Origin of the sequence: Pseudomonas sp. CM27 (assembly GCF_013179515.1) — a bacterium.
In the GTDB taxonomy this organism is placed as follows: domain Bacteria; phylum Pseudomonadota; class Gammaproteobacteria; order Pseudomonadales; family Pseudomonadaceae; genus Aquipseudomonas.
This window is the reverse complement of sequence record NZ_JABMCN010000020.1, coordinates 1-23,680: the sequence shown is the minus strand read 5'-3', so window position 1 is coordinate 23,680 and position 23,680 is coordinate 1. Positions and strand designations below refer to the sequence as shown.

Here is a 23,680-nt window from a genome sequence, read left to right as displayed (position 1 = left end):
GGTTTTATCCTGGCTTTTTTGTCGATTTCTTTCGTCATTTGAAGTCCTATTTAACCGCCGATTAATTGTCGGCTTGTTCCTTACCATCCTTGCTTTCTTTCTTTTGCTCTTGAGCGACTTGTTGTTTGTTCTGGTCCGAAGAGTCATCGCTCCATAGGCGAGCCTGTTCGGTTCGGAAGTTTTCATTGAACTGTTTCGCTCGCTCGAAGCCACCTTCAGCGTAAGCGGTACCCATGAGACCCAGCAGCAGGCTGCCAATAGCGATAGATTTGACAAATTTCATTGTGAACCTCGGTTCATACTAGGCCTGCCTGATTAGCGGCCTTTGTTGGTTTGTAGTTTAGGAACGCGAAGCTAACGACAAGGTGAGTCAATAATTACAATTCCGTAATTTTGGCGGCAGGCAGGATGCGTTAAATCCTCAAATCTGGAAGGATCATGTCTATCTCGGCACTGTCGAGGGCGACTAAGAATTTTCTCTTAAATTACAATTTTGATATCTAGCGCGTTAATTCAGCGCGGCGTTGTTGGCCGCCCTAGGAGATAGCCATGAATGACATAGAGCCCTGGGCAGTTGCTATCGGTGACTTTCGCCGCTGCACTGAAAAACTCACTGTCCAGCTCGATGAGCTGACCTCGCAGACGCGGACCTCCAGCGCTGTTCTGGAGAGGTCGAACGAACTGGTGGAGCAGGTGGACGCTGTCGGCCGGCAGATTCAGGAGGAGGTGCGAAAGGCGGAGAAGGCTTGGTCGAACGCGGAGGAGGTTGCCTTGCGCGCCGCTGCATCAGCGTATTCAGCTGCATGCCGCGGAGTCGACACCGCCATCCAGCCACTGATCTCGGAGCTTACAGCAGCGACAAAGGCGGCGGACGCCTCTATCCAGGAGCTCAAGCGGGCACCGGTGCTGGCCAAGCGTTATGTGATGGTGGTCGCCACGTCGTTCTTCATTCTGGCGCTGATCTGTGTCTACTCGACCATGCGCCTGATCGATGCCGCCGGCAGCGTAAGTGCTCAAGAGAAAGTGAATGCTCAGTACTTCTCACACCTGTGGAAGAACGCCAATCCTGACGAGCAGAAGATCATCAAGTCGGTGATTCTGCGGTCGCCTATGGACCCTGTGGTCCTCCGGCACTGATGCATTGAGCAAACAAAAAGGCCCGTCGATGGACGGGCCTAATCATGTCTGCGCGGTTTAAGCGGCGGTCATTGCTGGCTGCAGTTGCTGGGCTGCGGGAAAGTGAAGGTGGAACCAGGTGAAGTTTTCTTCGGTCACCTCCACGCTCGCCGACCCTTGGTGCAGGCTCATGATCGACTGCACAATGGCCAAGCCAAGACCGGTACCGCCTTCGCTCCGTGCTCGGCTCTTGTCCACACGGTAGAACCGCTCAAATAAGTGCGCATGGTGTTCCTTGGCAATACCGCGGCCGGGGTTGCCGACACTCAAGGTCGTACCGCTCGCACTATGCTGCACCTTCACGTAGACCGTGCGGCCGCGAGGGCAGTAGCGGATCGCGTTCGACACGAGGTTTGAGACGGCCCGTTGAACCATCAGGCGGTTCCCGCGTACCACATCATCACTCCCAGAAATCTGCAGCTGGATCTCGCCTTCCTCTGCCGAAATGCTGAAGAGGTCGCATACGCGCTGAACCTCGTCGACCAGGGACACCGGTTCGAACTCCACCATGGACGCAGGGTGACTGACCTGGGCCAAGAACAGCATGTCGGAAACCATGCGGCTCATGCGGTCCAACTCTTCTGTGCACGACTCTAGAACCTCCCGGTACTCGGAAAGCGATCTTTCTCTGGTCAAGGCAACCTGGGCCTTGCCCATCAGGTTGGAAAGCGGTGCTCGAAGTTCGTGGGCAAGGTCGTCAGAGAACTGCGAGAGCTGCTGAACGCCATCATCCAGGCGAGCCAGCATGATGTTGATGCCGTCGGCGAGCTTCTTGAGTTCTGCCGGCATCCCATCAGTCGGAAGACGATGGTCGAGGCTCTCCGTTGAGATCTTTGACGCCACCTTGAGGAATTTGGTCAGCGGCAGCAGGCCTCTGCGCACGGTCCACCAGCCAATGGCCAAGATCAGTGCGAGGATGACGGGGGACATCATCAAGGCCCAAGTCAGCAACGCATCAAGCAGTGCCTCACTGGATGACTGGTCCATGGTCATATAGACGCTGACCTCTGTTCCATCGCCCAAGCGCATGATCCGAGAAGCACTCAGCAGAGGACGGTCCTGCGTATCACGCCATTCATGCTCTTTAGGCTGGGCCGCCGGCTGAAACTTGTGCACCTCCAGATTGACCTGTTTCGAGCCAATCGAGAGCAGAGGAGTCTGATTCTGTGAGGTATCGAATATGCTCACATACAGGTTGTTGTGGCCCATGACCAAATCGACAAGCTGATGTGCATCTGCGTTGACGCCGGAGATATCCGGGATGGTGGACAGGTTGTGAGCCATCCCCGCCATCTTTACTTCCAGGTCCGCTCGGGCATTTCTTTCCAGAGCCTTACCTACCATCAGATAGCCAAAGGTGGCGAACAGAAGCAGCAACGCTGCGCTCATCAACCCAACTTTTAACCCCAGCTTTGCAGCCAGGCTGAATGGCCTCATGCGCGTTCCTCAAAAACGTACCCAACGCCACGAAGCGTGTGAATGAGCTTGGTTTCAAACGGGTCATCGATCTTCGAGCGCAAGCGCCGGATGGCTACATCGATGACATTGGTGTCGCAATCGAAATTCATATCCCAGACCAACGAGATGATCTGGGAACGAGTCAGCGCTTCGCCCGTTCGGCTCATGAGCAGGTGCAGAAGCGCAAATTCCTTGGTGGTGAGATCGATGCGTGTGCCACCGCGGAAGACGCGATGGCGGACGGAGTCGAGTTCCAGATCCGCAATTTTCAGCGAGCTCTTCTCGACCAACTCATCACCACGGCGTTGCAGCGAACGGATGCGAGCAAGCAGTTCAGGGAATTCGAATGGCTTCACAAGGTAGTCATCCGCGCCGCCGTCCAAGCCCTTGAGCTTGTCATTGATGCGTCCGCGGGCGGTCAGCATGATGATGCGGACCCGGCTGGTCTTACGGATGGTTTCCAGCAGGTCCCAGCCGTCGATACCGGGGAGGTTCACGTCCAGAAGGACCAACGAATAGACATTAGTGTTGAACAAGTGCAGGGCATCTACACCGTTGTGCACGATATCTACGACATACCCGCTTTCGGATAGGCCCTGCTGAAGATATTCGGCAGTTTTAATTTCGTCTTCCACAACTAGAACGCGCATAACTTATCTCAAGGTGTGAGGAAGGAGTTGGCCTAATCCGCCAAGATTATGGTTGCAGGCTGTTCGAAAGATAGGCTGAGGGTATGGCATGTGGTAGTCGCTACCTCTGTCCATACGCCGGGTCACCTGAGGACGCTTGAATCTTAACGCGAAGAAGCTGGCCGCGGCGAAATCCTACAAATTTGTAATGTAGCCGCAAGATTTCTGACAGTCATGCAGGCTCCAGCTCTGAGCTTAGCGGATTCTGGGGTCTGCGACGGTGTATGACAGCTTCGCCTGACAGGCGGAATCGGCCATGACAGGCAGTATTTCGGTCGCCAGCTTGCAGAGACTGGCGCTGGCCTTGCATCGAGTGCGCCACGCAGGCAGTCCCCATGCACGGCCGCGAACTGCTACGCCTTTCTGCGAATTAGTTCACTTGGTGGCTCAGTAGTCTCCCGAATAATTACCTTACAATCTATTACATGTCCAAATTGTAATTGCGCGATCATCTTGGTGTTAGCCTCCTTTGCTAGTTTAAGGGCAGCGGAAGAGGCATCGCTGCTTTGGAAATTGTCTCATTTCAAAGCAGCTTGGCAAGAGCAGCGGGCAGTTGTTCTCGTCAATGCATTCACCTGTAAACCATACGCTCCTTTGGTAGGTGAATTTTAGCGCCCCCCTACGGGCGCTTTTTTATTAAGGGACTTCTTATGAACACTACTGTATCAGCGATCGCCGTGTTTATGCTCTTCACATCACTAACAGCCAATGCACAAAGCGGTATGGAAATAAACCAACGCATTGAGCGTTCTGCTAGAGAGGCTACTGCGGATTATGCTCAGCGCGTAAAAAAGCCCATGCCTCAACTTGAAGACTATGCCTACGGTATGGACCTTGACGTTGGTAAGTTGGTGTATGTATCACCCAGCGTGCGGTACTGCGGTAATGTAAGAAGTATGATGACCTACGAAGACTCGAAAGGCGAGCTGCACATGGTTCGCTACCTGGTGAAGGGCGAGTGTATTAACAGCCGTTAAGGCTCATCAAGATGATGTCTGCGGTCGCCGGATCATAGAAGCTCAATGCCGAACCGGCGCAGCAGTACGGCGAAACATCCGAAACTGGCCATTGTGATGAGGATGCTGCTGATAAGGGTCGGCCAGAAGCCGAGCTTAGGTAGCAGCAACGGGAACGCGATAAACATCGGCAGTGTAGGAAGCACGTACCAGAACGTGTACCAAGCATGATTGGAGATCTTCTCCATGCTCTGGTTCTCCAAATAGAGCCAGACCAGCGTCAAGACAGTGACCAGGGGTAGGGCGGCGACCAGGCCGCCCAGCTTGTCACTGCGTTTCGCCAGCTCTGATACGAGAATCACTATCCCGGCAGTGAGTAGGTACTTCGTGATGATCCAAGCCATCGCTGAACCTTCTGGGGATTGTGGACGGGGGAGGTGAAGCCATTCTCCAACCCCTCTCGAAGTGCTCCTGCCGTTTACGCCATCCCTCATCGCATTTCTTCTACAACATCCCCCTCAGCCAGGAAGGGGATGTGTCTGCATGGTGTTTACCGATCGATCAGTGCGAGGGCGAGGGAACGCTCTCGTGGAAAGCTGCCCGCTCGATCTGGATGGTGCAGTGATGGATTTCAAATCCATCGCTGACAGCATCCACGACGGCCGCCAACACAGCATCCCCATCTGCAGAATCCCGTACCACTACGTGCGACGTCATCACGTTGCTGCCACTGCTGACGGCCCAGACGTGCAAGTCATGAACGTCCGTGACCCCATCTACGCCGCGGATGGTGGCCTCGATTGCCGTAACGTCGAGCCCCCTCGGCACACCCTCCATGAGAATCCCCAGGCTTTCGCGAAGCAACTGCCACGTCCGCGGCAGTACCCAAAGTCCGATTGCCACAGCGACAATCGTGTCGACCCAGGTCCAGCCCGTGAAGCGGATGATGAGTGCTGCAATGATTACGCCTAGCGAGCCGAGCATGTCGCTCCAAACTTCGAGGTAGGCGCCTTTGACGTTAAGGCTCTCGTTGCTCGCAGATGCCAGAAGGCGCATCGAGATTAGGTTGATGATCAGGCCGGCGATTGCGATCCACATCATCGCCCCGGTAGCGATCTCCGCCGGCATGAAAAAGCGCTGGTAGGCCTCGTACAAGATGTACATCGCCACCAGGAAGAGCAGCACGGCGTTGAACGTCGAAGCCAGAATCTCCAGGCGCGCATAGCCGAAGGTTCTTTTCTGATCCGCCGGGCGCTTGGCTATCTGAAGTGCAATCAGTGAGATCGCCAAGGCGGCAGTATCTGTGAACATGTGGGATGCGTCAGACAGCAGCGCCAGGCTGCCGGTAATCCACGCACCGATCACTTCTGCAATCATGAAGCTGCCAGTCAAGGCGAGCGCCATGATTAGCTTCTTCTGATGCCCCTCGCGTACTGCAGCGCTGCCATGGTCATGATTTGAACCCACGTATTTCTCCTTGCGCAGGGTTGTGGTCTCGTTGGCCTTCCTGTCTGCCTATCGTTAGAGCGTCGCTTGGCCACACTGACTGCAGAATTTTGCTCCTGCGCTCAGCAACGAGCCACAGGCGGTGCAACCACTCGATAGTGGTGTTCCGCAGTTTAGACAAAAGCGTGCTGACGGATCGTTGGCCGTCCGGCACTGCCTGCAGCCCTGCAGATCTTTAATGGGGGCTGGAGTGGCATGGCGCCCGCCGTCATACACCTGGTTGCCGCCGTCGCAGCCCTGCTGCCGGCCATGGCGATCGTATTGCTCGGCCCCATGTCCCCCGCTGTGGTGCTTGCCTCCACCGTGGTTTCCACGGCCATGGTGCCCGCCCAGGATATTTTTGAAAAAGCTCATGGTATTCGCCCCTCATTGATGGGTGACATATTAACGAGCAAAAGTTGAAAAGAATGTTCTGCTCGCGAGAAAGACTTGTAAGTTAAAGTGAAAGTTCAAAATTAGCCTACGTCAAAACGAAGCCGTTTTGTTTGTGAAATTAAATTTATCTAGCTGAGCGGTGCTCTGCGTTTAATAGATGGTGTCGCCCTAATTTTTATCATAGCCTGGTCGATGGCAATTAAAACAGCAGTTATTGCATTTCTGTCAGCATTGTAATCACGAGGTCATCGTGTCGTTATCAGGCGCCGGAAATAATGCGCTCAGCGAGATTTATTTCTCTTTTGTCCCTATGCCTCACACATTCTAAGCGTCTCCAACGCCTAGGCCCTAAGGCCTCTGGCGCTCCGCACATTGCGCAATCGCTCAGCATCTGTCGATGGTTTGCCAAGCAGCTCCCGCTAACTCCACAGCTAACGCATGGATAAGCAGCCTCTCAGAGTTTGATAATGACACCTTCAAAATCCATTGTTCACACCCTGTTAAGTAAATGGATCTTTGCTATTCGCACTGCCCGACAGGAAGGCATCAGCACTAATCTGCTCATTGGGCTGGTAACTCTTTGGTTGCTGCTATTCGCGAATGCTGAGCTCTGGAGCGTGCTCTGGAAGCTGGTATTCAAAACCGATGAAGTGAACTGGCTGCTAGCAGCTAGCCTCCCAGTCATAGTATTCGCATGGGTGTTTACGGTTCTGAGCTTGCTGTCATGGGCGCGGCTGACCAAACCTTTTCTATGTCTCGTACTGATCAGCGCGGCTTTTGCGAGTTACTTCATGAATGCCTATGGCATCGTGATCGATTACACAATGTTCACCAACGTTGTGGAGACAGACGTCGCTGAGGCAACCGAGCTGCTGAATTGGAAGCTCGGTCTGTGGGTCGCAATGGTTGGGGTGTTGCCCGTCTACCTGATCTCCCGGGTTCCCCTCCGGCGCAAGCCTTGGGCCAGAGCTTTGGTCAGCAGGGTCATTGCTCTGTCGCTCGCTCTGTTGACCTTGTCTGGCATCGTGCTGAGTCAATACCAGTCATATGCCTCCTTGCTGCGCAACAATCGGGAGATCCGACTGATCCTGGTACCCACCAACTTGTTTGCGGCTGGCCATGGTTACCTGAAGCGCCAGCTGGCCACACCTAAAACGCTGACGGCCATTGGAACTGATGCGGTAGTTAATCGACAGGGGGCGGCCCGTAAACCTAGGCTGCTGGTACTGGCTGTAGGAGAGACCGCCCGCTCCGCCAACTTCTCCCTCAATGGCTACACCCGTGAAACGAACCCGGAGCTGGAAAAACGCAACGTCATCAGCTTCTCCAACGTCAGCTCCTGCGGCACCGCCACCGCAGTTTCGTTGCCATGCATGTTCCTGGATGTGGGTAAGGCCGAGTACAAAGATGGCTTGGCCAAGAGCCGAGAAGGGCTGCTCGACGTGCTTCAACGCGCAGGCATTAGTGTCATGTGGACTGACAACAACTCGGGGTGCAAAGGGGCCTGCGACAGGGTTCCCAACCACAAGGCTGCCTCTCACGCGGATCCCCAACTTTGCACCAGCGAGGAGTGTAAGGACGGGGTGCTGCTCTCGGAGATGCAAGACTTCATCAAGCGTCAAGAAGGCGATGCTGTCCTGGTGCTCCACTACAAAGGTAGCCATGTCCCGGCCTACTACAAGCGCTACCCCGCGCAATTCAAGAAATTCGCGCCGGTGTGCGAGACCAACGAGCTCGACAAATGTAAGCAGCAGGAAGTGCTCAATGCCTACGATAACTCGATCCTTTACACCGACTACGTTACAGCCGGGCTGATCGACATCCTGGCAGCGAACACCAAATTCGACACTGGGCTCCTGTACGTTTCTGACCACGGAGAATCACTGGGTGAGGGTGGGCTCTACCTGCATGGGCTGCCTTATGCGATGGCTCCTGAAGAGCAAACCAAGGTGCCATTGGTGCTTTGGATGTCCGATTCTCTTGCGAAGAGTGAAAGGCTCAACGTCGGCTGTTTGAAAGCTCAAGCAAGCTCACCTCTTAGCCACGACAACCTGTTTCACACAGTGCTCGGGATGATGAATGTCCAGACGTCCTCGTACCGCTCAGCCTTGGATTTCACTGCCCCGTGCAAGCCCTTGCCAGGAGGCTCTTACTCAGGCCTCTAAGACACGAAGTAGGATGGCCCCTCTGGGATGCCAAGTGCTTCTGCTCCCGTCCGCTTTGACAGCTATAAGAAGCTGGACTAACTACATAGCAGCACCCACCAACCCAAGCGATAAAGGAAATCTCGCATGAGCATCAAGCCAGGCCCTAAACGAACTAACGAAGATGGCACTCCGGATAAAAGGCAGCGAGTCACGCCTGAGAAGCAGAAGGACCATCCGGACCTGAAACCCCACAAGCACAAAAAGGGGGAGTAGGTTAACAAGGCAGCTCCCGACTGCGGGAGCTGCCTTTAGATGACGGCTTCAAGGGGAACTTGAAGCTATCACCACAATGCAATGTCGTACGTCAGATACAAGCGGTAGTTATCCCGGTCGCTGCTGTACGTGCTCCTGGCCACTGCATATCGAAACTCAGCCCCCACACCTTTGAAGAGCCCGTCCTGGATCACATATTTCAGGTTCGTATTGGACTCGTGCTCCCGGGCTTCCTGACCACGATAGACCCCATCCTCGCCCTTGTAGTAGCGGGTCATGAAGCTCAGTCCAGGAATTCCCATGCTAGTAAAATCGTAGTCGTACCTCGCCATCCAGGTCCGCTCTCCGGGCTGAATGAATTTGCCAACGCTAGCATTGCTGAACGAGTAGACCGTGCTTACGCTCACGTACGGAAGTGCGGTGCTGCCATCAACCTTTTGATATCCAGCACTGAACGTGTGGCCACCCAGACGATAACTGAGTAAACCGCTAAACATATCGCTATCAACTACACCATTACGGGCTGCGCCAGCATCATCACTGATAAAGTAACGTAGATCGCTAGTTAGCTTGCCTGGGCCAAGCGGCAGTGTGTAAACCAACCCGAAAAATTGTTGGCGGTAGAAATCCCGAAGTTCCCCGTAGTAGCTGCTAAAACTGAGCTGTTTGGTGAGGTCGTAGCGCATCCCCGCAAAATCAAAGTCCGTACCGCCACCTCCGGAATATCCCTGAGGAAATATATCGACGCTATCGGTAGAGTTTCGGGCTTTGAATTTGTCTAGATGCCCAGCTTGAAGGTACAACCGATCAACACCGGTGTACTCCGCTTGGGTACCTCGGAACGTTTGAGGTAGTAGTCGACCATCGTTGTAAACCAGGACGGGGATTTTGGGGAGGAGAGTGCCACCACTGACCAAAAGGTCATTCCATTTGGCCTTAGCGGTAATGCCAAGACTCGAATATTCGCTAGCTGCCCGACCATCGTCGTGGACCGGCAGAAGGCCTGTCCCCGCATGCTTAGCGCTTGAGTCGAGCCGGATTCCTGAAAGTCCCAGTGCCTCCAAACCAAAGCCTACAGGTCCTTCGGTGTAACCTGACTGTAGCTTGAGCAGAAAACCCTGCGCCCACTCTTTGCGATCTTCGCCCCCATCACGAAATCCATCATTGAAATAGTAATTTCGCAGAGCCAGCCGGCCCTCGGAGTCTTTGAAGAAGTCTGCTTCAGCAAAATTGGGGAACAAGCTAGCAATGACGCTTGCACACGCGAGTGTGCGCGATGTTGTGAGGGTGTTCATCGGAAATCTCTGCTGTGTATTGTGATTTTTGGCAGCATCAAAATGGAGCGACCCAGTACTATCCATCGCAGATTACGCAGCGTCATGCTGGACGGGATTCACTCATGCGGCGGACACTAACCCGTCGTGGAATCGGCAACAACGTTATGAGTAATACGCATGAGGCTATGCGTTTAGTTGGTAAGAAACCTCGGAGTATCTTGTGAACCTCAAACAACTCGAAGCTTTTCAAGCCATCATGACAACGGGCTCTACCATCGGAGCTGCTACCCGTATGGGCTTGTCCCAATCGGCCGTCAGCCGCTTGTTAACTCAGCTCGAAGATCACTTAGGCCTCGCGCTCTTCCTTCGACGTAAGGGCAGATTGATGGCGACTCCTGAGGCGGAAGAACTCCTTGGACAGGTGGCGGAGCTCGTAGACAACCTCCAGCGCGTACAACGCATGGCAGATGAGCTGAGACTGGGTCATTCGCGCCGGAGTCTGCTCAAGGTTGCAGTACCGACCAGCATGTCTCAACACTTGCTACCGAGGATCGTTGCCGAATTCATGCAGGGCCGTGAGGACGTCGTCGTAGAGGTCATCACCGGCGGATACGATGCGCTGGAAAGGGCCGTACTCGACAAAAGCGCTGACTTCGCTTTCGTGCGTTTGCCTACGGAACTTCAGCATTTTGAAGTGCTACCGGTACTGGAGACCGAAGGGATGTGCGTCATGCACCAAAGCCATCCACTGGCGGAGCTATCGGAGGTCAGTCTCGAAGCATTGCGGTATGAACCCCTCGTGCTTCTGGGGCGGCAAAGGAGCCTTCGATCTGAACTCGACCTGCGTTTCCGAGAGGCTGAAATTACCCCTCAAGTTCGCGTAGAGGTCCACTCGGTCAGTGCTGCTTGCGCATTCGTTGCAGAGGGTATGGGGGTCTCAATTATCAATGGTCTTTTGGCCAAAGAGTTTGGTGGCCTTCCTTTGATCGCCAAGCCGCTGAGACCTGCGCTTTGCTATCGTTTTGGCCTGATTTTCCGCAAAGACCAGCCACGCTCTTTGCTGGTTGAGAGTTTCGCGGAGCACATGCGTAACAGGCTCACAGAGGTGAATGGTTCTACGCCAACGCAATAAATTGCATAGCCCAACCCGATTTACTCATAACGTTGAGTGACTGCATCCGATTGAACTAGTGTGCGCCCTGTAGCCCTGGGCCCCTACAAAACAATAATCGAGATCGCGCACCATGAACCTACCTCATGCACCGGCGGCGCAAGCCGCGCCTGCTGGAAAAGCAGACATCCCTCGCCCGGCCAAGCAGCTCAATCCTGCGTTGATCCTGTTGAGCATTGTTTTCATGGCTCTGGCCTTCACCTACTTCGTCGATTCAGGCCAGTTCCAGCGCAAAGACATCGCTGTTGTCCCCGGTTCGTACCAGACCTTGGAAAAGGACGCCTCTCTAAGCCAGCTATTTTCCACAGAGCCGCGTGCCACAACCGATTCTGCTGCACGTCCGGTCTCCTTGGTTGAGGCTTTCATGGCCATTCCACAGGGCATCGAGAAGCGAGCCGGCCTGATCTTCATGGTTTTGTTCATCGGCGGAATGTTTGGCGTGCTGAACAAGGCCGGGGCAATCGATGCTGGTCTTGAGCGGATACTTGGCCTTACCCGGGGCAACATCTACGTGCTGGTACCCTGCTTGATGCTGGTGTTCTCGGCCGGTAGCACGTTCATGGGACTGGCCAAAGAGTTCATCCTGATCGTCCCGCTAATGGTAGCGATGGCCAATCGCCTGGGGCTGCCCAACATTGTTGGTCTGGCGATCGTGGTGATCTCGGTGAAAATCGGCTATCTGGGTTCGATTACCAACCCCGTGGCATTGGCGGTTGCCCAGCCGCTAGTGGGCGTTCCAATGTTCAGCGGGCTGAATATGCGTGTGGCAGCCTACTTGGTGTTTCTGCTGGTCGGCATTGGCTTCGTGTTAATGACTGTACGCCGACTGGGTTACGACGCCAGTGCTGAGTTTACTTTTAAGCGCACACCGCTAGCGCCACGCCACAGTCTCAACCTTCTACTGCTGGGAGCGGGCGTCGCCTTCCTGGTTTATGCCTCCAATCGCTGGCACTGGAAGTACCCAGAGTTGTCTGCGTACTACTTGGCGATGAGCATGGTGTTCAGTGTGGTGGCTGGCATCGGTGCCAGCGAGGCTGCCGGCGCATTCGTCGACGGAATGAAGAAGGTGCTAATGGCCGGCGTGCTGATCGGTCTCGCCACTGCGGTGGAGATCATCCTCAGCACTGGCCAGGTGCTCGACACTATCGTCAACAACCTTTCCAACCTGGTCAGCGATCACGGCCCTCTAGTTTCGGCGTACGGCATGTTCTTCGCACAACTCGGGCTGGATGTCCTGATCCCGTCCACGTCGGGGCAAGCAGCAGTGACCATGCCAATCTTCGGACCGTTGGGGCAATTGTCAGGTGTGAGCGCTCAGACCACTGTGTATGCCTTTTTGCTGGGCAATGGTCTAACAAACCTGATCACTCCTACCTCAAGTGGCCTACTAGTGCTGCTTGCGACCGCTCAAGTCGGATGGGGTCAATGGGCGCGATTCATCTGGCCGTTGTGCCTGGTATTCGCGGCCATCGCCATGTGCCTCCTCTCCATTGCCGTTCTGACCGGCTACTGAAATCTCGGGCCGCGTATGCGGCCCTACTGCTTTGAGTGTCAAACATGCAAATCCTCAGAAACCTGATGGTCCCGATGCGCGATGGCGTTCGGTTGGCCACCGATGTCTACCTGCCTGATGAAAGTACCGGCGTGTGGCCAGTGGTGATCGAACGCACTCCATACGACAAGAGCAAGCCCTCACGCTCGGAGAAATGCCTGAATGGTCATCACTTAGGGCGTGAAGAGATGGCCCAAGCCTTTGCCGAACATGGCTTCGTCACTGTGTTTCAGGACTGCCGCGGTCGCTACGCCTCCGAAGGCGAATTCATCAAGTACGTCAACGAAGCAGAAGACGGCTACGACACTTTGGCCTGGTTGGTCGAGCAGCCTTGGTGCAATGGGAAGGTCGGAAGCATGGGTCTTTCTTATGCAGCCCATACTCAGCTCGCTATGGCCTGCTTAAATCCTCCAGGGCTGAAGACGATGGTGCTGGACTCTGGAGGCTTCGCCAACGCTTATCAATGTGGCATCCGCCAAGGAGGCGCATTCGAGCTCAAACAGGCCACATGGGCATACAAGCAGGCCAAGGAAAGTCCGGCAGCCAAAGCCGATCCACTATTGCGCGAAGCATTGGAGCAGGAAGACATCCGGCATTGGTTCGCCCATATGCCGTGGCGTCCAGGATTTTCACCGCTGCGTCATGCGCCAGCGTATGAGGACTACCTGTTCGACCAATGGGGCCGCGGCTGTTTCGATGCCTATTGGCAACAGTTGGGCATTTGCGCCGATCACTATCGCAGCAACATTCCCGATATTCCGGTGCTGCACATGTCGAGCTGGTATGACGCCTATGTCAGCTCAACCCTGGATAACTTTGCTGCCTTCGTCGCGAACGGTAAGGCACCACAACGACTCGTGATGGGCCCTTGGCTGCATGGCGACCGCAACATTAGCCACAGCGGCGATGCCGAGTTTGGCCCAGCCGCCGCTTTCGATGGGCAAGTGGCGCAGGATTGGCTGTCCTGTCGTATTGAGTGGTTTGTAAACCATCTGCAGCTACAGATCACTGCACCAGCCCAACAGGTGCAGGTATTCATGATGGGCGGTGGTAGTGGTCGCAAGCTTCAGGACACGCGAATAGATCATGGTGGTCAGTGGCTTGATGCACAGCAGTGGCCATTACCTGGCAGCCAGCGGTTGGATCTTTATCTTCATCCTGACGGTCAGTTGAGCAAAGGGGGGCCAGCGGCAACCGATGCTGCTTGCCACTTCCTCGCCGATCCATCTAATCCAGTACCGACCATCGGCGGCGCGCTGACTTCCGGCGCTCCTGTCTTCGAAGGCGGAGCGTTTGATCAGCGAGAAACACCACGCTTCTTCGGCGCGCGCGGAGATGGCAGTGCCATCTGCCAGCGCAGCGATGTGCTGTGTTTCGAAACTGAGCCGCTTGAAGCTGACCTTGCTGTCGCCGGTCCGGTAACGATCCAGCTGTGGGTCGAGACCGACGGCTTAGACACTGACTTTACCGCTAAGGTGGTCGACGTCTATCCGCCAAGCGATGACTTCCCAGAGGGGTATGCCATGAACATTACAGACGGCATCATTCGTTGCCGATACCGGGACAGCTGGAACGATCCGAAGCCGACGGTACCTGGGGAATGTTTCAAGGTGCAGATCGAACCGTTTGCAACCTGCAACCTGTTCAAGCGCGGTCACAGCTTGCGCCTTGAGATTGCCGGCAGCAATTTCCCACGGTTCGACGTAAACCCCAACAGCGGTGAGCCGGAAGGCTGCGCGAACAAAAAAAGGACTGCTCGAAATACCGTACATATGGGGGCTAAGCGGCCCTCCAGGATTCAGCTAACGGTCGTCCAAGCACCAGCTGGTAGCTGATAGCGGTATAGAGCTATCGCTTGGCAGCAGTTCTGGACAGCTGCCGAGCGCTGTCCCTGTAAACCAGTTTTTTTACCTGTTAACCACTGTAGTTAACAGGTAAAAAAATAGGTTTACACGATGCTCACCTCTACCCGTTCGACACCAGCAAATCGCCTAGCTCTTCACGGGCCATATCCACTCGGTCCATCCTGCGATAGGGATGATCAACAGGCATTCGGATGAGGCTCTCGAACCAAGCCGGATCGAATTTGAGCACCTGCTTGTGAATGTGCTCAAGCTCACCTTTGCGAAGCTGGGACACTACAAACTCCATGCTCTCAACCAGGCCGGATTCCTCGTTATCCTTAGAGATCCGGTGGCGGATGAAACTCATCTTGAGATCGAAGTAGGGGCCTTTCATCCCAGGAAGGCTCTTCGCCTCCAGCCGGCCTTTGGTGCTGATTTCCGCCCCTGGCACTTGAGACTCTATCGCTTTCACAAGCTCAGCATTCCCACCTATCTTCTGGCCAAAGAGCCGAGTGGCGTCCGACATATAGGCGAAGATCCATGGCACGTTGCGTAGCGTCGCACCGGTATAGAGGTAGCCGCGCTCCCCTTTGTAACGCTGCAGCATGCCTCGCAAGGCTTTCTCCGAGAGCACCACCTGGGTTTCCTTCTCCAGGATGTAAACCACGCGGTCAAACTGTTCTATCAAAAGCCTGAGAATCTTCCGCGGTACGCCGTCAAAACCGGTTTTTCGGTCGGTCTTCTTGTGCTGACGGGGCTGGAAGTATGGGCAATCGTTACGGGCCTCTCCATCAAATGGAGCGATACCGCGAATGCTCTTCGTCGCGTGCTTTCCGAAGGGATTTTTTACGTTTGGGGGTAACTCATACAGCCCTACCAGCTGGACAGGGTTGTCGCATGCCGGGCACACCGCGAACTGAGCCAGCTTGCCCGCGCTTCCGGGCTGATACCACGGCTCCCTGCGGAAGGTCTCAGACTCGAACCGATCCTTGTCTATGGTTTTGCTTTCAGTGTCTTCAATGCGGAGCTTGTACACATCCATCTTTGCCAAAACCGTATCAATAGAGGGTTTATTGATCGTACCCAGCGAAGTTCGGTAGCAGGAAGGCCTATCTGCCCCTTAGGTGGTCACCCTCCGGTGGCAGGCCTTGCCAGAAGCATGGGATTACCCCGTAAGGAGTCTGTGAGCCCCAGAAACAACTAACCCCCTGGTGCGCAGTGCAGGTCTGGGACCCGCCCGAGGCGTGGAGGCTATTCTTGTAGAGAAAATAACACCTGCCACGGAACGGATCAGTTGGTAGGCAGACCAGCCGTCAGCTATGGCCCAGCACCGTCGATCAAGGCCGCTCAATCAGCAAATCGTCGTCTTCTATGGCGTCTCCAAAACTGAACCAGTCGTGCAGGCTGTAATGCACGAAGTCTTCATCCTCCGCATCGAGCATAGTGAAATTCTGCAATACCGTGACATCCGCCCCCGAAGTACAGCCCCTCGTTGAGGTTTACGAAATGCTCCAGCAATTCGTTCAGCTGATCATGCAACTGACTTGTAAGCCTGGCGTGCTCTCGCTTGGTCTAAAAACGGAACATCACTTCATGCGCTTCGGGCGGGGCGCGAACTGGTCCCCAAGTTCTGCTTTTTTGAGGCATCCACTGGGTAAGCCGGCCACATGATTCGGAGGTGCAGATGTCAAGGCTCGGTAACCGACTTAGACGGTGAGACAGGCGTCGCGATCCCGGATCGAATGGCTTCGGCAGTAGGAGGGGGGGTGATCCAGTGGAGCATGAGACCAGCCAGGATGCTTGCGAGGGTGTTTACTGAGATTGTGACGAGAGCATTGCGCATTTTGGAGCGTCCGTTTCTGAAGTGGACCTCTATTTAATGCGCATAAATGGTGTGTCATTACCACCTACCAAAAAAATCGTCGCGCCCCAGAATGGGAATTCGCATTTGGCGACGATTCACGTTTATGCTCCTGCCACAGGTCGACTACAGCACAGTCAGTTGGCTAACCAGGACTCAACCACCTCGGCACCGTACTCTGCCTTCCAGGCCTTCAGAGTGCGCTGATTGCCCCCCTTCGTCTCAACGACTTCTCCGCTATGCGGGTTCTTGTAGGTTTTCACTACTCGTGGTTTCCGTGCAGGTTTTTGTGCAATAGATCCGGAATCTACGGGCTGCGGATCAATGATCTGGATCACGTGACGCAGGCTGTAGCCGTAATCGTTGAGCAGGTTGCGGAGCTTCGTTTCGAATTCCATTTCCTGCTTCAGGGCGGAATCATTCTTCAGTGCTTCCAGTTCGGCGAGCTGCGCGGCGAGCTGTTGTTCGAGAAGGCGAAATTCAGCGAGACGGGACATGAGATTCTCCAAGAAGTGGCCTGAGATTTTATCAGGCTAGACAGAAAGCGTGCTAAGTATCTTGTGGCCTAAACAGCCCTGCAATAGAGCAAAATCCAGTCCCCCCATTGGCGCTTGGGCAATCGCTTCGCGGCATTAGCAGGTGGTGATCAGCTCTGGTGTGAGGTTTTGCTTGAGTCCGGGAAGGCCGTTGCAAGGTCCATGCGTTCAGCTTCTTGAGTGATTTGAGCGAGTAACTCTGCCACTGCTCGGTTCTCTTTGAGGGCATAGCTCCCAACCAGTAATGTGATCGGATGAACTCCCAGCACTGGTGCGATGGTGTCCAGTTTCTCGATGGTCGGGACGTATCGTCCCCTTTCCAGCGTGCTGATGTAGGTACGACTGCTCACCGTCGCGAAGTCTTCTTGGGTCAGCTTTTGCTGGACTCGCATCCACTTCAGAACCCGACCGAATGCCTGTCTCAATTCCACTTTGCATCTTCCGCAAAAGGAAAGATGAGGCACCCGTGAACAGTATATGACTACAATGTATGCTGTTCATTTGAGAGGGGGTCATGATGTTTATCACCAACCGATGGGCAGAGGTGGATCGCTCCTTCGCCTGGCTGGCTGAGGATCAGCAGGCTTGGCATTTCGTGGAGCAACGGCTGTCATCGCCATGGATTCACATCACGGTGACGAGGGAGCGGGGAGAGGACACGTGTGTGGAGGTCTTCTTTCTGGAGGACATGCGTGGGCTGGAGCAGTTCACGCGTTTAACCCTGAATGGTGCCGTTGAGTTATCCCTTCAGATTGTTACTCCCGGGTGGATGAACGGTAGTAGCGGGTGGGCGATGGAGCATCTGGAGGTCATTCATGAAAGCGAGGATCGTTTGTACAGGTGTTACACCGTTCAAGGCGGTCGTCGGTATTACCAGCCTAACAGCTCCGAGTGCCGTGAGTATGGCTTCTTCAAGGAACTTTACAGACGAGGATAGCTGGTGAGTCAGCTCGTGGTATCTTCGAAGTATCGTCTTGGGTCAATTGCATCCTCGGTCATTAGCTGAGCGGCTTTGACGATTGTCTGAATTAATCGATTGTTCTCCATGCGTGCTTTTTGTAGCTGTGCTTCGAGAGCATAAATTCTCGCATCACTATTTTTACGCCCGACCTTTTTGAAGTCTTTAAGATGGGTCTGAGTGGCCGTATATAAAGATCGTATTTCCTCATCTCTCCAGAGCGTTTGACGACTAACACCCGCCTGCTGGGCAAGGCCACTTTGGGTGAGCGGTTCCTGAACCCGTCCGGCCTCATATTCGGCGAGAATGGACCGCACGTGGTCCTTCCATTTTTTTTCCTGCTTCATGATGAAGCCTTCTTAGGTTTTGAGTAAGCTTCTAAGGCCGTTTTGCAGCTCGTAACCATATCCATCACAAACAGAACGTGCTGATCGAAAGCGTGAGTATTATCGAGCTCAGCCTCAATACTAGACGTGATGTCAGTTTGGTTGTCAAAAATTGCCCTCAAAATTTTCTCGTACTCGCTGAGTAAGCTCTCGATAGCGGCCTTTGCTTCCAGATCATCAGGGTTCAGGTGAAAGGATTTACATCCAGAATCTGTACCGAAGCCTCTGATACACATGAGGCCCCTGTCGCACGGACTGATATAGAGCTCACGTGTACACCCGCCCCAAGGCGTTAGGTTGAGAATGCTGAGTTTCTCGATGATCATCTCTTCGATTTGTTCGTCAGCGATTGACTCCTCCCGCCATCGGATTACTAGCCTGCCCAAAAAGTCTGGGGGAGGGTCAACGGCCAAGTATAAAGATCTCACATATTCTGCTCGCTCTTTGGCAGTACGGTAGTCATATTGACGGCTTTGGCGTGGGGTTCGCCCCATCCATAGGTCCACAGCTGTTTCAGAGGGACCAGAACGAAGAATTGCCGTGGTAACCCAACGACGGATTTGATGAGGAGTGATGGAAAAGATTTCACCGTCTTGCCCTCGTAGGTCAAGGCGCTGAAAGATTGTTTTTTTTGAGGAGTTCGAAGAGAGATAGTTGTAGAGATCGGCTCTAAATAGGGGGCGGGGGATGATCCCTAGCTCAGATATCGAGTCAAACTGGTTTTCCCAGATTACAAGTAAGTTGTCACTCAGCTTGCTAGGATAACCTTTGGCAGTGTGCTTCGCATGATAAGGTGCTTCACTTCCATCACCAGGCATTGAAAATTGTTCTTCAAAATGGCGTCGCAGGTGAAATCTGTATTTATCTTCTAAAAGGCGCTTGAGCAGTCTGATATCTATGACCAGGGATGGTACTCCCGCCCCGAATCCTCTTTGAGATAACATAAGTTCTCTGATGCTTGCCCACTCATTCCGGATGTCGAAGAGTTGCGCATGTGAAGGATTGTTTCCAGGCTTGAAAAGCCCGTCGTGAACCATTCCCTTGAGAAAGGTGCGCAGGTGATCTACAAACCATTTGCTCTTTTTTACTGACGCCTCGGAGGATTTTGTGTGTTTTGCAATGTCAATGACGGATACGCTATAACAGTTCTTTTTGTACTCATTGAGAAAATTAGACCAATCCCAATTATGCATTCGTTCATCTATCCAAATTGCGATTCGAGCGGCCGTTATTCTAGGGAGTTCAACGCTGCTGCTGTAAAATCGCCCACCACTGTAGAGCTCTTTTGGAGATACGGGGAAGCACTTACATATCTCCTCAACAAAGTAGTGATGTTCTACGGGCAGATCCAACGATGAGAGTTGATCCACCGCGCCGGGATCTAACGGATGGTTAGCGCGATAGGCTGCGAGTGCTTTATCTATAAATGAGAAACCATTGGTTTCAATGTCAAGAGCACGCTCTCTAGCATCCTGAGTGACAGCCAGCAAGTACTCGTACGCTTCGGTGAGTGGTGCGCTCCATAGGTCTGCGACGGGTACGGCGTTGGGGATGCAGTTTTTTTCTACAGGCACTCGTACGAACGTCGTGTGAGTGTTGGGATCTTGGAAAAGGCAACTCTTTGGAAGATTCGCGATCTCACCAACTCTCAAACCGAGCGCCATTCCAAAGCAGGTCGCCTCAAGTCGAATTCTATCGAAGCCCGCAGTTGGCTCCAAATGTGGGTTCTGCTTGATCAACCACCTGGCTTGTGCAATCCCTTTGTGCAAGTCAGAAGAGTATAGATTTTCTTCTCTTTGCTGAAACTCTCGTGATGTGAGTTCAAGCGCACTATGAGTCGGGTTGGGTATCCCAGTTTGCCATTTGATAAACCTATCGACGAATCGCAGCAGTACTCCATCGACCATTACGCTAAGTTGGTTGAGGAAATCAACAAATGCCTTGAGGGCATTTGCTCTATGGTAAATGGTAGAGTCTGAACGTCCATGCCTGATCGAGTCTACGGTGCGGTCGAAGACTTTGCGCGTTATGTCGCTCCACTCAATGTTTTCGCTATCCATTACTGCGGATAGATGCCTAATCGAGGCCATTCTGCCGATAATCAGCTCTGCTGACGGATGTGCCAGAATTTCTTTAACTATAAAGCAGCGCGCAAGCTTGCCAATCACTAGCGGGAGAGGGGGTTGGTCTTGATTTCGCCTGTTGAGAGGATCGAGTGATGTGAAGGGAATATTACTCGATCGATACTGCCATACCTTGCCCTCGAAATCTCCTGCTACTAATCCGTTGGCCTTGAGGTCATTAAATTGTTGCTCTGCATGTTTGTATCGGTCGTCTAAGACCATCATTGATATGCTCATTCTTTCAACTCCTTCACAGCAATGATTACTGACTTAGCGCCGTGAATTGCTGCTTCGACCTGTTGGGCCATAGCGCCAGTGGAATTGCTCCCGAGCATCTGCTGGAATTTAGTGATGTCTGCTAAAGCCCCTTCATGATTAGCATGACGGCTAGGTCTGAATTTAGGGCATGCATAGCAAGTGACCGTCGGGTGGTAAGGACATGGCTCTTCAGAATTGCATGATCCTAAGCCACTTATTGGCCTTAGCGCGGATCTGTCAGGGATTTCTTCCATGAATTTGCCGCACCACATCTGCACGGCTGCATTGATCTCCGGGCTTGCCATGTGGGTCGTATTTATGAACTCTTGCAGCTCAAGGTTGTAATGGAAGTAGTGCTTTATAGAGTTCAGATTTGAATGATCTAAAGCTTCAGCGACCTCTTCAGGGGATGCACCGGAAAGAACCATTGAAGTAGCCTTGGTCCTGCGCAGTCGGTACGCGGTGATCCGCATGAAGGGCTCTGTTTTTTGTATGGGTCGATGAGGGTCTGGTAACTGGAGTATCCAAGTGAGAGATGTTAGCGCATAACTTATTCTATGGTTGTCGAGATGTAATGTGAATGGTGTCAGCTTGGGGTTGGTGAGGAAGCGTAAAAGGCGGTTTTCGGTTGTGTACGCCGAGGGAAACAACGGCGTAGGAAGTACTGGAGTGCTTATTCCATGCCTGGCACATATCGCGTTGATTTCCTTCGATGCGGCATTGCATTGGGTCTCAGCTAAAGTGCACTGAAGTTCTACTGCCTCTGCAGTATCGTTAGCGATGTAACGTTTTACCAGGTTGCTCGGATGCCTCCTGAGCCTTGAACGTCTAATTCCTTTAACACTCGGCACCTTTACAAAGGGGCCGCCCTCATCGATCCCGAAGTCAGTAACCTGCATTAGGGCCAACTGTATAGGGCGAAGAGCCCAGTCGCGACAGAGCAAAAAAAGCGTGCGTTGGGCATGAGTGATGAGCGGATTGTTGGCAAGCTTCATCTCAATGTTCGCGAGTTGTACGCGAGTGAAAGGGCCAAAGTCATCATCTCGCATCGTGACTAAATGCCTGTTATCATGCGCCTTTACTGTAAGCTGTGATAGTTCAAGGCTGTCATGTTCGTTGAAGCCTGGGACTTCTTCATCCAAGCACCATCGATAAAATACTCGAAGAGCAACTAGCTCCTCATACCAGCTTGATGCTTTTAATCGAGTGCATTCACGTACAGCAAATGTCGATAACCTATTGCCAATAGTATCCGCGTCATTTCCCGAAAATTTATGCTGGGCCAGAAGCCGCTGGACGACAATCAGAGGCCTAAGGTCGATGTGGGTTTGGAGTCTGTCGATGAACCACCCTCTGAGTAGCCACTCAACTAACAAGTTAGAATGTAGGGGCTTGCTCCACGCAATATTCATCGGAGCACACCCGACAATCTCTACCGTTATTCTCTCAACCCACGCATCATTGTTGTGAATTGTTATAGCCTGACCGAAGGTGGATTTGACTGTGGAAGGAAAGGCATCGGCCTCGATGCCGAAGCGACATTCAATCTCGGCTACGAGTTCGGCAGGCGAAATTTTAATCATCTTCATTGCCTCGAAAATTTGAGCTGTCTGAGCTTCTGATTATTTCGCCGAGCCGATCAGATATGGCCTGTCGAGAGTAGCGCTGAACACTTTCGCTGCTGGGGCTCCATCCGCCCAGATACGCCAGAGCATCTTTTACATTAATGCTGTTGGCGCCACTTTTTTCAAACTTTTTGCGAGCTATATTTGCCCCTGTCGCCCTCAAGCCGTGCGGATGAATTCGTGTTGAAAAGTTTGGCAAGCCGAGGCTGGCTGCAACGGTACGAAGAATGGTGTTTACGGTTCGCGCAGATAGCCGTCTCCCGTCACGGGAACTCACGAATAGGGCTGTACAAGGTCTTTTTGGTTTGATCAGTTTAGGGCGATGATCGGAAATGTATTCGTTCAGAACCGCGGCTACCGATGCGGTTATGGGGACTATCCGACCGCGCGTCTTGAGACTAGCCCCGTCCAGTCTCCGCTCCCTGTTGATATCGCTTGGGCGCTTGATGCGTATTGTAGGTGAGGGACCAAGGTCAACGTCGTCGAGTTCTATGAGAACCACTTCGCCACGCCTGGCAAGTGTTTCAAGCATTACTAAGAACAGACAGTAATTGCGTGCCTGTATCTGTTTACTTTGGAATGGGTTCCTAAAGTCATCAGGACTGAGCACCCCTTTGAATAAGGCTTGTCCGCCGGAGTCAAGTGGCGTTGCTGGTAGCGGCGGTTCTGATTGATATGCAATCTTGGTGATTTTTTTTTGAAGATTTCGCAGATTCTTGGCTTTGTTTTTTTCCGCTTGGCTTTGCTCAAGTAGACCTAGTCGATTGAGCTCAACGTAGTGCTCGAAGGAGAAATCTATGAATGATTTGACAGCTTCGAGTCGTCGGGTGCATGTCGATTGGCTCGCACCCGCACCGCGTTTGGTGGAGCAGAGGCGTTCGGCCAGCGATGTCAGTTCCGCTGAGCTGAACACCGCTAGGCGCTCAAGCTTCGCTTCCAGTGGAGAACCTCGGCTGAGAGCCCACTCGTACGCGATAGCGATGTCACGTAGGTAATTTTCGACGGTATTGAGACGCGATCTGTGGAGCAAATCCTCCGCCCAGAGGTTTGCTAGGATCACTGGAACCCCCTGCACCAGCAGGTATGGCCTGAGGCCGCTGGAGGCAGTACGAATCATTCGGATCTCGCAGAAAGGGACGTCTGGCATCGGTAGCTCCAGATCTGCAACGTTTCCGAACATATACCATAAGTGTCACAACCATCCTTCGGGCAACAGTGAGCCGAGCCAGGATGATGTGCACCTGACCCTGTCGTTGAAGCGGGGGTTGGCGTTGATCGATGTGCGGGTGCTGGATCACATCATCATTGGTGACGGGGAACCATTGTCGATGGTTGAGCAGGGGTGGATTGTGGCCTGAGGCGGGTCAATAGGGTCAGGGCTGGGGAGTGTCAGGTTTTTTGTGTGCGGGCCGGTAATGGCCTGCCGCCCGGCAGGCCTTGATTTCACCAGGTTGGCCTGATGAACCGATCTCCGTACAGAATCGCAAATTGATTCATCGCACTTTTCCA

General features: G+C 53.4%; 23 protein-coding genes and 1 pseudogene. 9 read left to right on the top strand and 15 right to left on the bottom strand.

The genetic code is table 11. The annotated features are described in order from the left end of the window. Positions 1-61: 61 nt before the first annotated feature. Entirely contained in the window at positions 62-283 is a 222-nt protein-coding gene (locus tag HP547_RS04475; RefSeq protein WP_003253450.1) for a hypothetical protein, read from the bottom strand. Between the two features lie 266 nt (positions 284-549). Between HP547_RS04475 and HP547_RS04470 the strand changes: the two genes are divergently transcribed. Then, entirely contained in the window at positions 550-1,137 is a 588-nt protein-coding gene (locus tag HP547_RS04470) for a hypothetical protein (RefSeq protein WP_003253452.1), read from the top strand. Positions 1,138-1,194: 57 nt separating this feature from the next. Here the strand turns inward: HP547_RS04470 and HP547_RS04465 are convergent, their stop codons facing one another. Beyond that, a complete protein-coding gene (locus tag HP547_RS04465; protein WP_009682005.1) occupies positions 1,195-2,613 on the bottom strand; it encodes a heavy metal sensor histidine kinase in 1,419 nt (472 codons plus the stop codon). Then, positions 2,610-3,284: a heavy metal response regulator transcription factor gene (locus HP547_RS04460; protein WP_003253457.1), complete on the bottom strand. Its 675-nt coding sequence runs from the start codon at positions 3,282-3,284 to the stop codon at positions 2,610-2,612. The genes HP547_RS04465 and HP547_RS04460 overlap by 4 nt, the downstream gene beginning before the upstream one ends. Before the next feature lie 689 nt (positions 3,285-3,973). Here HP547_RS04460 and HP547_RS04455 point away from each other — a divergent pair. Continuing rightward, a complete protein-coding gene (locus HP547_RS04455; RefSeq protein ID WP_003253458.1) occupies positions 3,974-4,300 on the top strand; it encodes a DUF2790 domain-containing protein in 327 nt (108 codons plus the stop codon). Between the two features lie 32 nt (positions 4,301-4,332). Here the strand turns inward: HP547_RS04455 and HP547_RS04450 are convergent, their stop codons facing one another. From HP547_RS04450 to HP547_RS29495, 3 genes are all read right to left on the bottom strand, one after another. Further along, positions 4,333-4,683 (bottom strand): DUF3147 family protein, encoded by a 351-nt coding sequence (locus HP547_RS04450; RefSeq protein WP_003253461.1) that lies wholly within the window; start codon positions 4,681-4,683, stop codon positions 4,333-4,335. A gap of 157 nt (positions 4,684-4,840) precedes the next feature. Then, positions 4,841-5,746, bottom strand: coding sequence for a cation diffusion facilitator family transporter (locus HP547_RS04445; RefSeq protein ID WP_003253462.1), 906 nt, complete (start codon positions 5,744-5,746; stop codon positions 4,841-4,843). Between the two features lie 54 nt (positions 5,747-5,800). After that, entirely contained in the window at positions 5,801-6,001 is a 201-nt protein-coding gene (locus HP547_RS29495; protein WP_223255137.1) for a zinc ribbon domain-containing protein, read from the bottom strand. On the opposite strand from HP547_RS29495, the gene HP547_RS29490 reads away from it, so the two are divergent. Next, positions 5,981-6,187, top strand: coding sequence for a hypothetical protein (locus HP547_RS29490; RefSeq protein WP_003253464.1), 207 nt, complete (start codon positions 5,981-5,983; stop codon positions 6,185-6,187). The two genes, HP547_RS29495 and HP547_RS29490, sit on opposite strands and share 21 nt — an antisense overlap. 440 nt (positions 6,188-6,627) lie before the next feature. Next, positions 6,628-8,325, top strand: a complete 1,698-nt coding sequence (locus HP547_RS04435; protein WP_172285611.1) for a phosphoethanolamine transferase — start codon at positions 6,628-6,630, stop codon at positions 8,323-8,325. A 323-nt stretch (positions 8,326-8,648) separates the two neighbouring features. Here HP547_RS04435 and HP547_RS04430 read toward each other — a convergent pair whose 3' ends face one another. Then, positions 8,649-9,875 carry an OprD family porin gene (locus HP547_RS04430; protein WP_009682006.1) on the bottom strand — a complete coding sequence of 409 codons (1,227 nt, stop codon included), beginning with the start codon at positions 9,873-9,875 and terminating at the stop codon, positions 8,649-8,651. A gap of 202 nt (positions 9,876-10,077) precedes the next feature. Here HP547_RS04430 and HP547_RS04425 point away from each other — a divergent pair, with 202 nt between their 5' ends. The 3 genes from HP547_RS04425 to HP547_RS04415 all read left to right on the top strand — a co-directional run bounded on the left by HP547_RS04425 (position 10,078) and on the right by HP547_RS04415 (position 14,415). Then, positions 10,078-10,989 (top strand): LysR family transcriptional regulator, encoded by a 912-nt coding sequence (locus tag HP547_RS04425; protein WP_003253472.1) that lies wholly within the window; start codon positions 10,078-10,080, stop codon positions 10,987-10,989. A 112-nt stretch (positions 10,990-11,101) separates the two neighbouring features. Beyond that, positions 11,102-12,541: a YfcC family protein gene (locus HP547_RS04420; RefSeq protein WP_003253475.1), complete on the top strand. Its 1,440-nt coding sequence runs from the start codon at positions 11,102-11,104 to the stop codon at positions 12,539-12,541. 44 nt (positions 12,542-12,585) lie between these two features. Beyond that, entirely contained in the window at positions 12,586-14,415 is a 1,830-nt protein-coding gene (locus HP547_RS04415; RefSeq protein ID WP_003253477.1) for a CocE/NonD family hydrolase, read from the top strand. A gap of 130 nt (positions 14,416-14,545) precedes the next feature. Here the strand turns inward: HP547_RS04415 and HP547_RS04410 are convergent, their stop codons facing one another. The 3 genes from HP547_RS04410 to HP547_RS04400 form a co-directional block, all read right to left on the bottom strand. Further along, positions 14,546-15,466: a hypothetical protein gene (locus HP547_RS04410; protein ID WP_003253479.1), complete on the bottom strand. Its 921-nt coding sequence runs from the start codon at positions 15,464-15,466 to the stop codon at positions 14,546-14,548. 956 nt (positions 15,467-16,422) lie between these two features. Then, the gene (locus HP547_RS04405; protein WP_003253484.1) at positions 16,423-16,782 is read right to left on the bottom strand and encodes a histone-like nucleoid-structuring protein, MvaT/MvaU family; all 360 of its coding nucleotides are present in this window, start codon (positions 16,780-16,782) and stop codon (positions 16,423-16,425) included. A gap of 149 nt (positions 16,783-16,931) precedes the next feature. Further along, positions 16,932-17,252: a helix-turn-helix domain-containing protein gene (locus tag HP547_RS04400; protein ID WP_003253486.1), complete on the bottom strand. Its 321-nt coding sequence runs from the start codon at positions 17,250-17,252 to the stop codon at positions 16,932-16,934. Positions 17,253-17,335: 83 nt separating this feature from the next. Here HP547_RS04400 and HP547_RS04395 point away from each other — a divergent pair, with 83 nt between their 5' ends. Continuing rightward, on the top strand, positions 17,336-17,758 hold the full coding sequence (locus tag HP547_RS04395; protein ID WP_003253488.1) for a hypothetical protein: 423 nt from the start codon (positions 17,336-17,338) through the stop codon (positions 17,756-17,758). 8 nt (positions 17,759-17,766) lie between these two features. On the opposite strand, the gene HP547_RS04390 is transcribed toward HP547_RS04395, so the two are convergent. From HP547_RS04390 to HP547_RS04375, 4 genes are read right to left on the bottom strand one after another with little or no spacing between them, the layout of a single operon-like run. After that, entirely contained in the window at positions 17,767-18,126 is a 360-nt protein-coding gene (locus HP547_RS04390; protein ID WP_003253491.1) for a hypothetical protein, read from the bottom strand. Then, positions 18,123-20,525 carry a hypothetical protein gene (locus tag HP547_RS04385; RefSeq protein WP_003253492.1) on the bottom strand — a complete coding sequence of 801 codons (2,403 nt, stop codon included), beginning with the start codon at positions 20,523-20,525 and terminating at the stop codon, positions 18,123-18,125. The genes HP547_RS04390 and HP547_RS04385 overlap by 4 nt, the downstream gene beginning before the upstream one ends. Beyond that, complete coding sequence (locus HP547_RS04380; protein ID WP_003253494.1) at positions 20,522-22,129, bottom strand: site-specific integrase; 1,608 nt, start codon at positions 22,127-22,129, stop codon at positions 20,522-20,524. Before HP547_RS04380 ends, HP547_RS04385 begins: the two co-directional genes overlap by 4 nt. Then, complete coding sequence (locus HP547_RS04375; protein ID WP_223817826.1) at positions 22,122-23,288, bottom strand: tyrosine-type recombinase/integrase; 1,167 nt, start codon at positions 23,286-23,288, stop codon at positions 22,122-22,124. The genes HP547_RS04380 and HP547_RS04375 overlap by 8 nt, the downstream gene beginning before the upstream one ends. A gap of 73 nt (positions 23,289-23,361) precedes the next feature. Here HP547_RS04375 and HP547_RS04370 point away from each other — a divergent pair. Continuing rightward, positions 23,362-23,529, top strand: a pseudogene (locus HP547_RS04370) (JAB domain-containing protein); the annotation flags it as partial. Here the strand turns inward: HP547_RS04370 and HP547_RS29330 are convergent. Then, a partial coding sequence (locus tag HP547_RS29330; protein ID WP_218583464.1) for a hypothetical protein occupies positions 23,466-23,680 on the bottom strand: 215 nt, incomplete at its 5' end. The pseudogene HP547_RS04370 and the gene HP547_RS29330 sit on opposite strands and share 64 nt — an antisense overlap.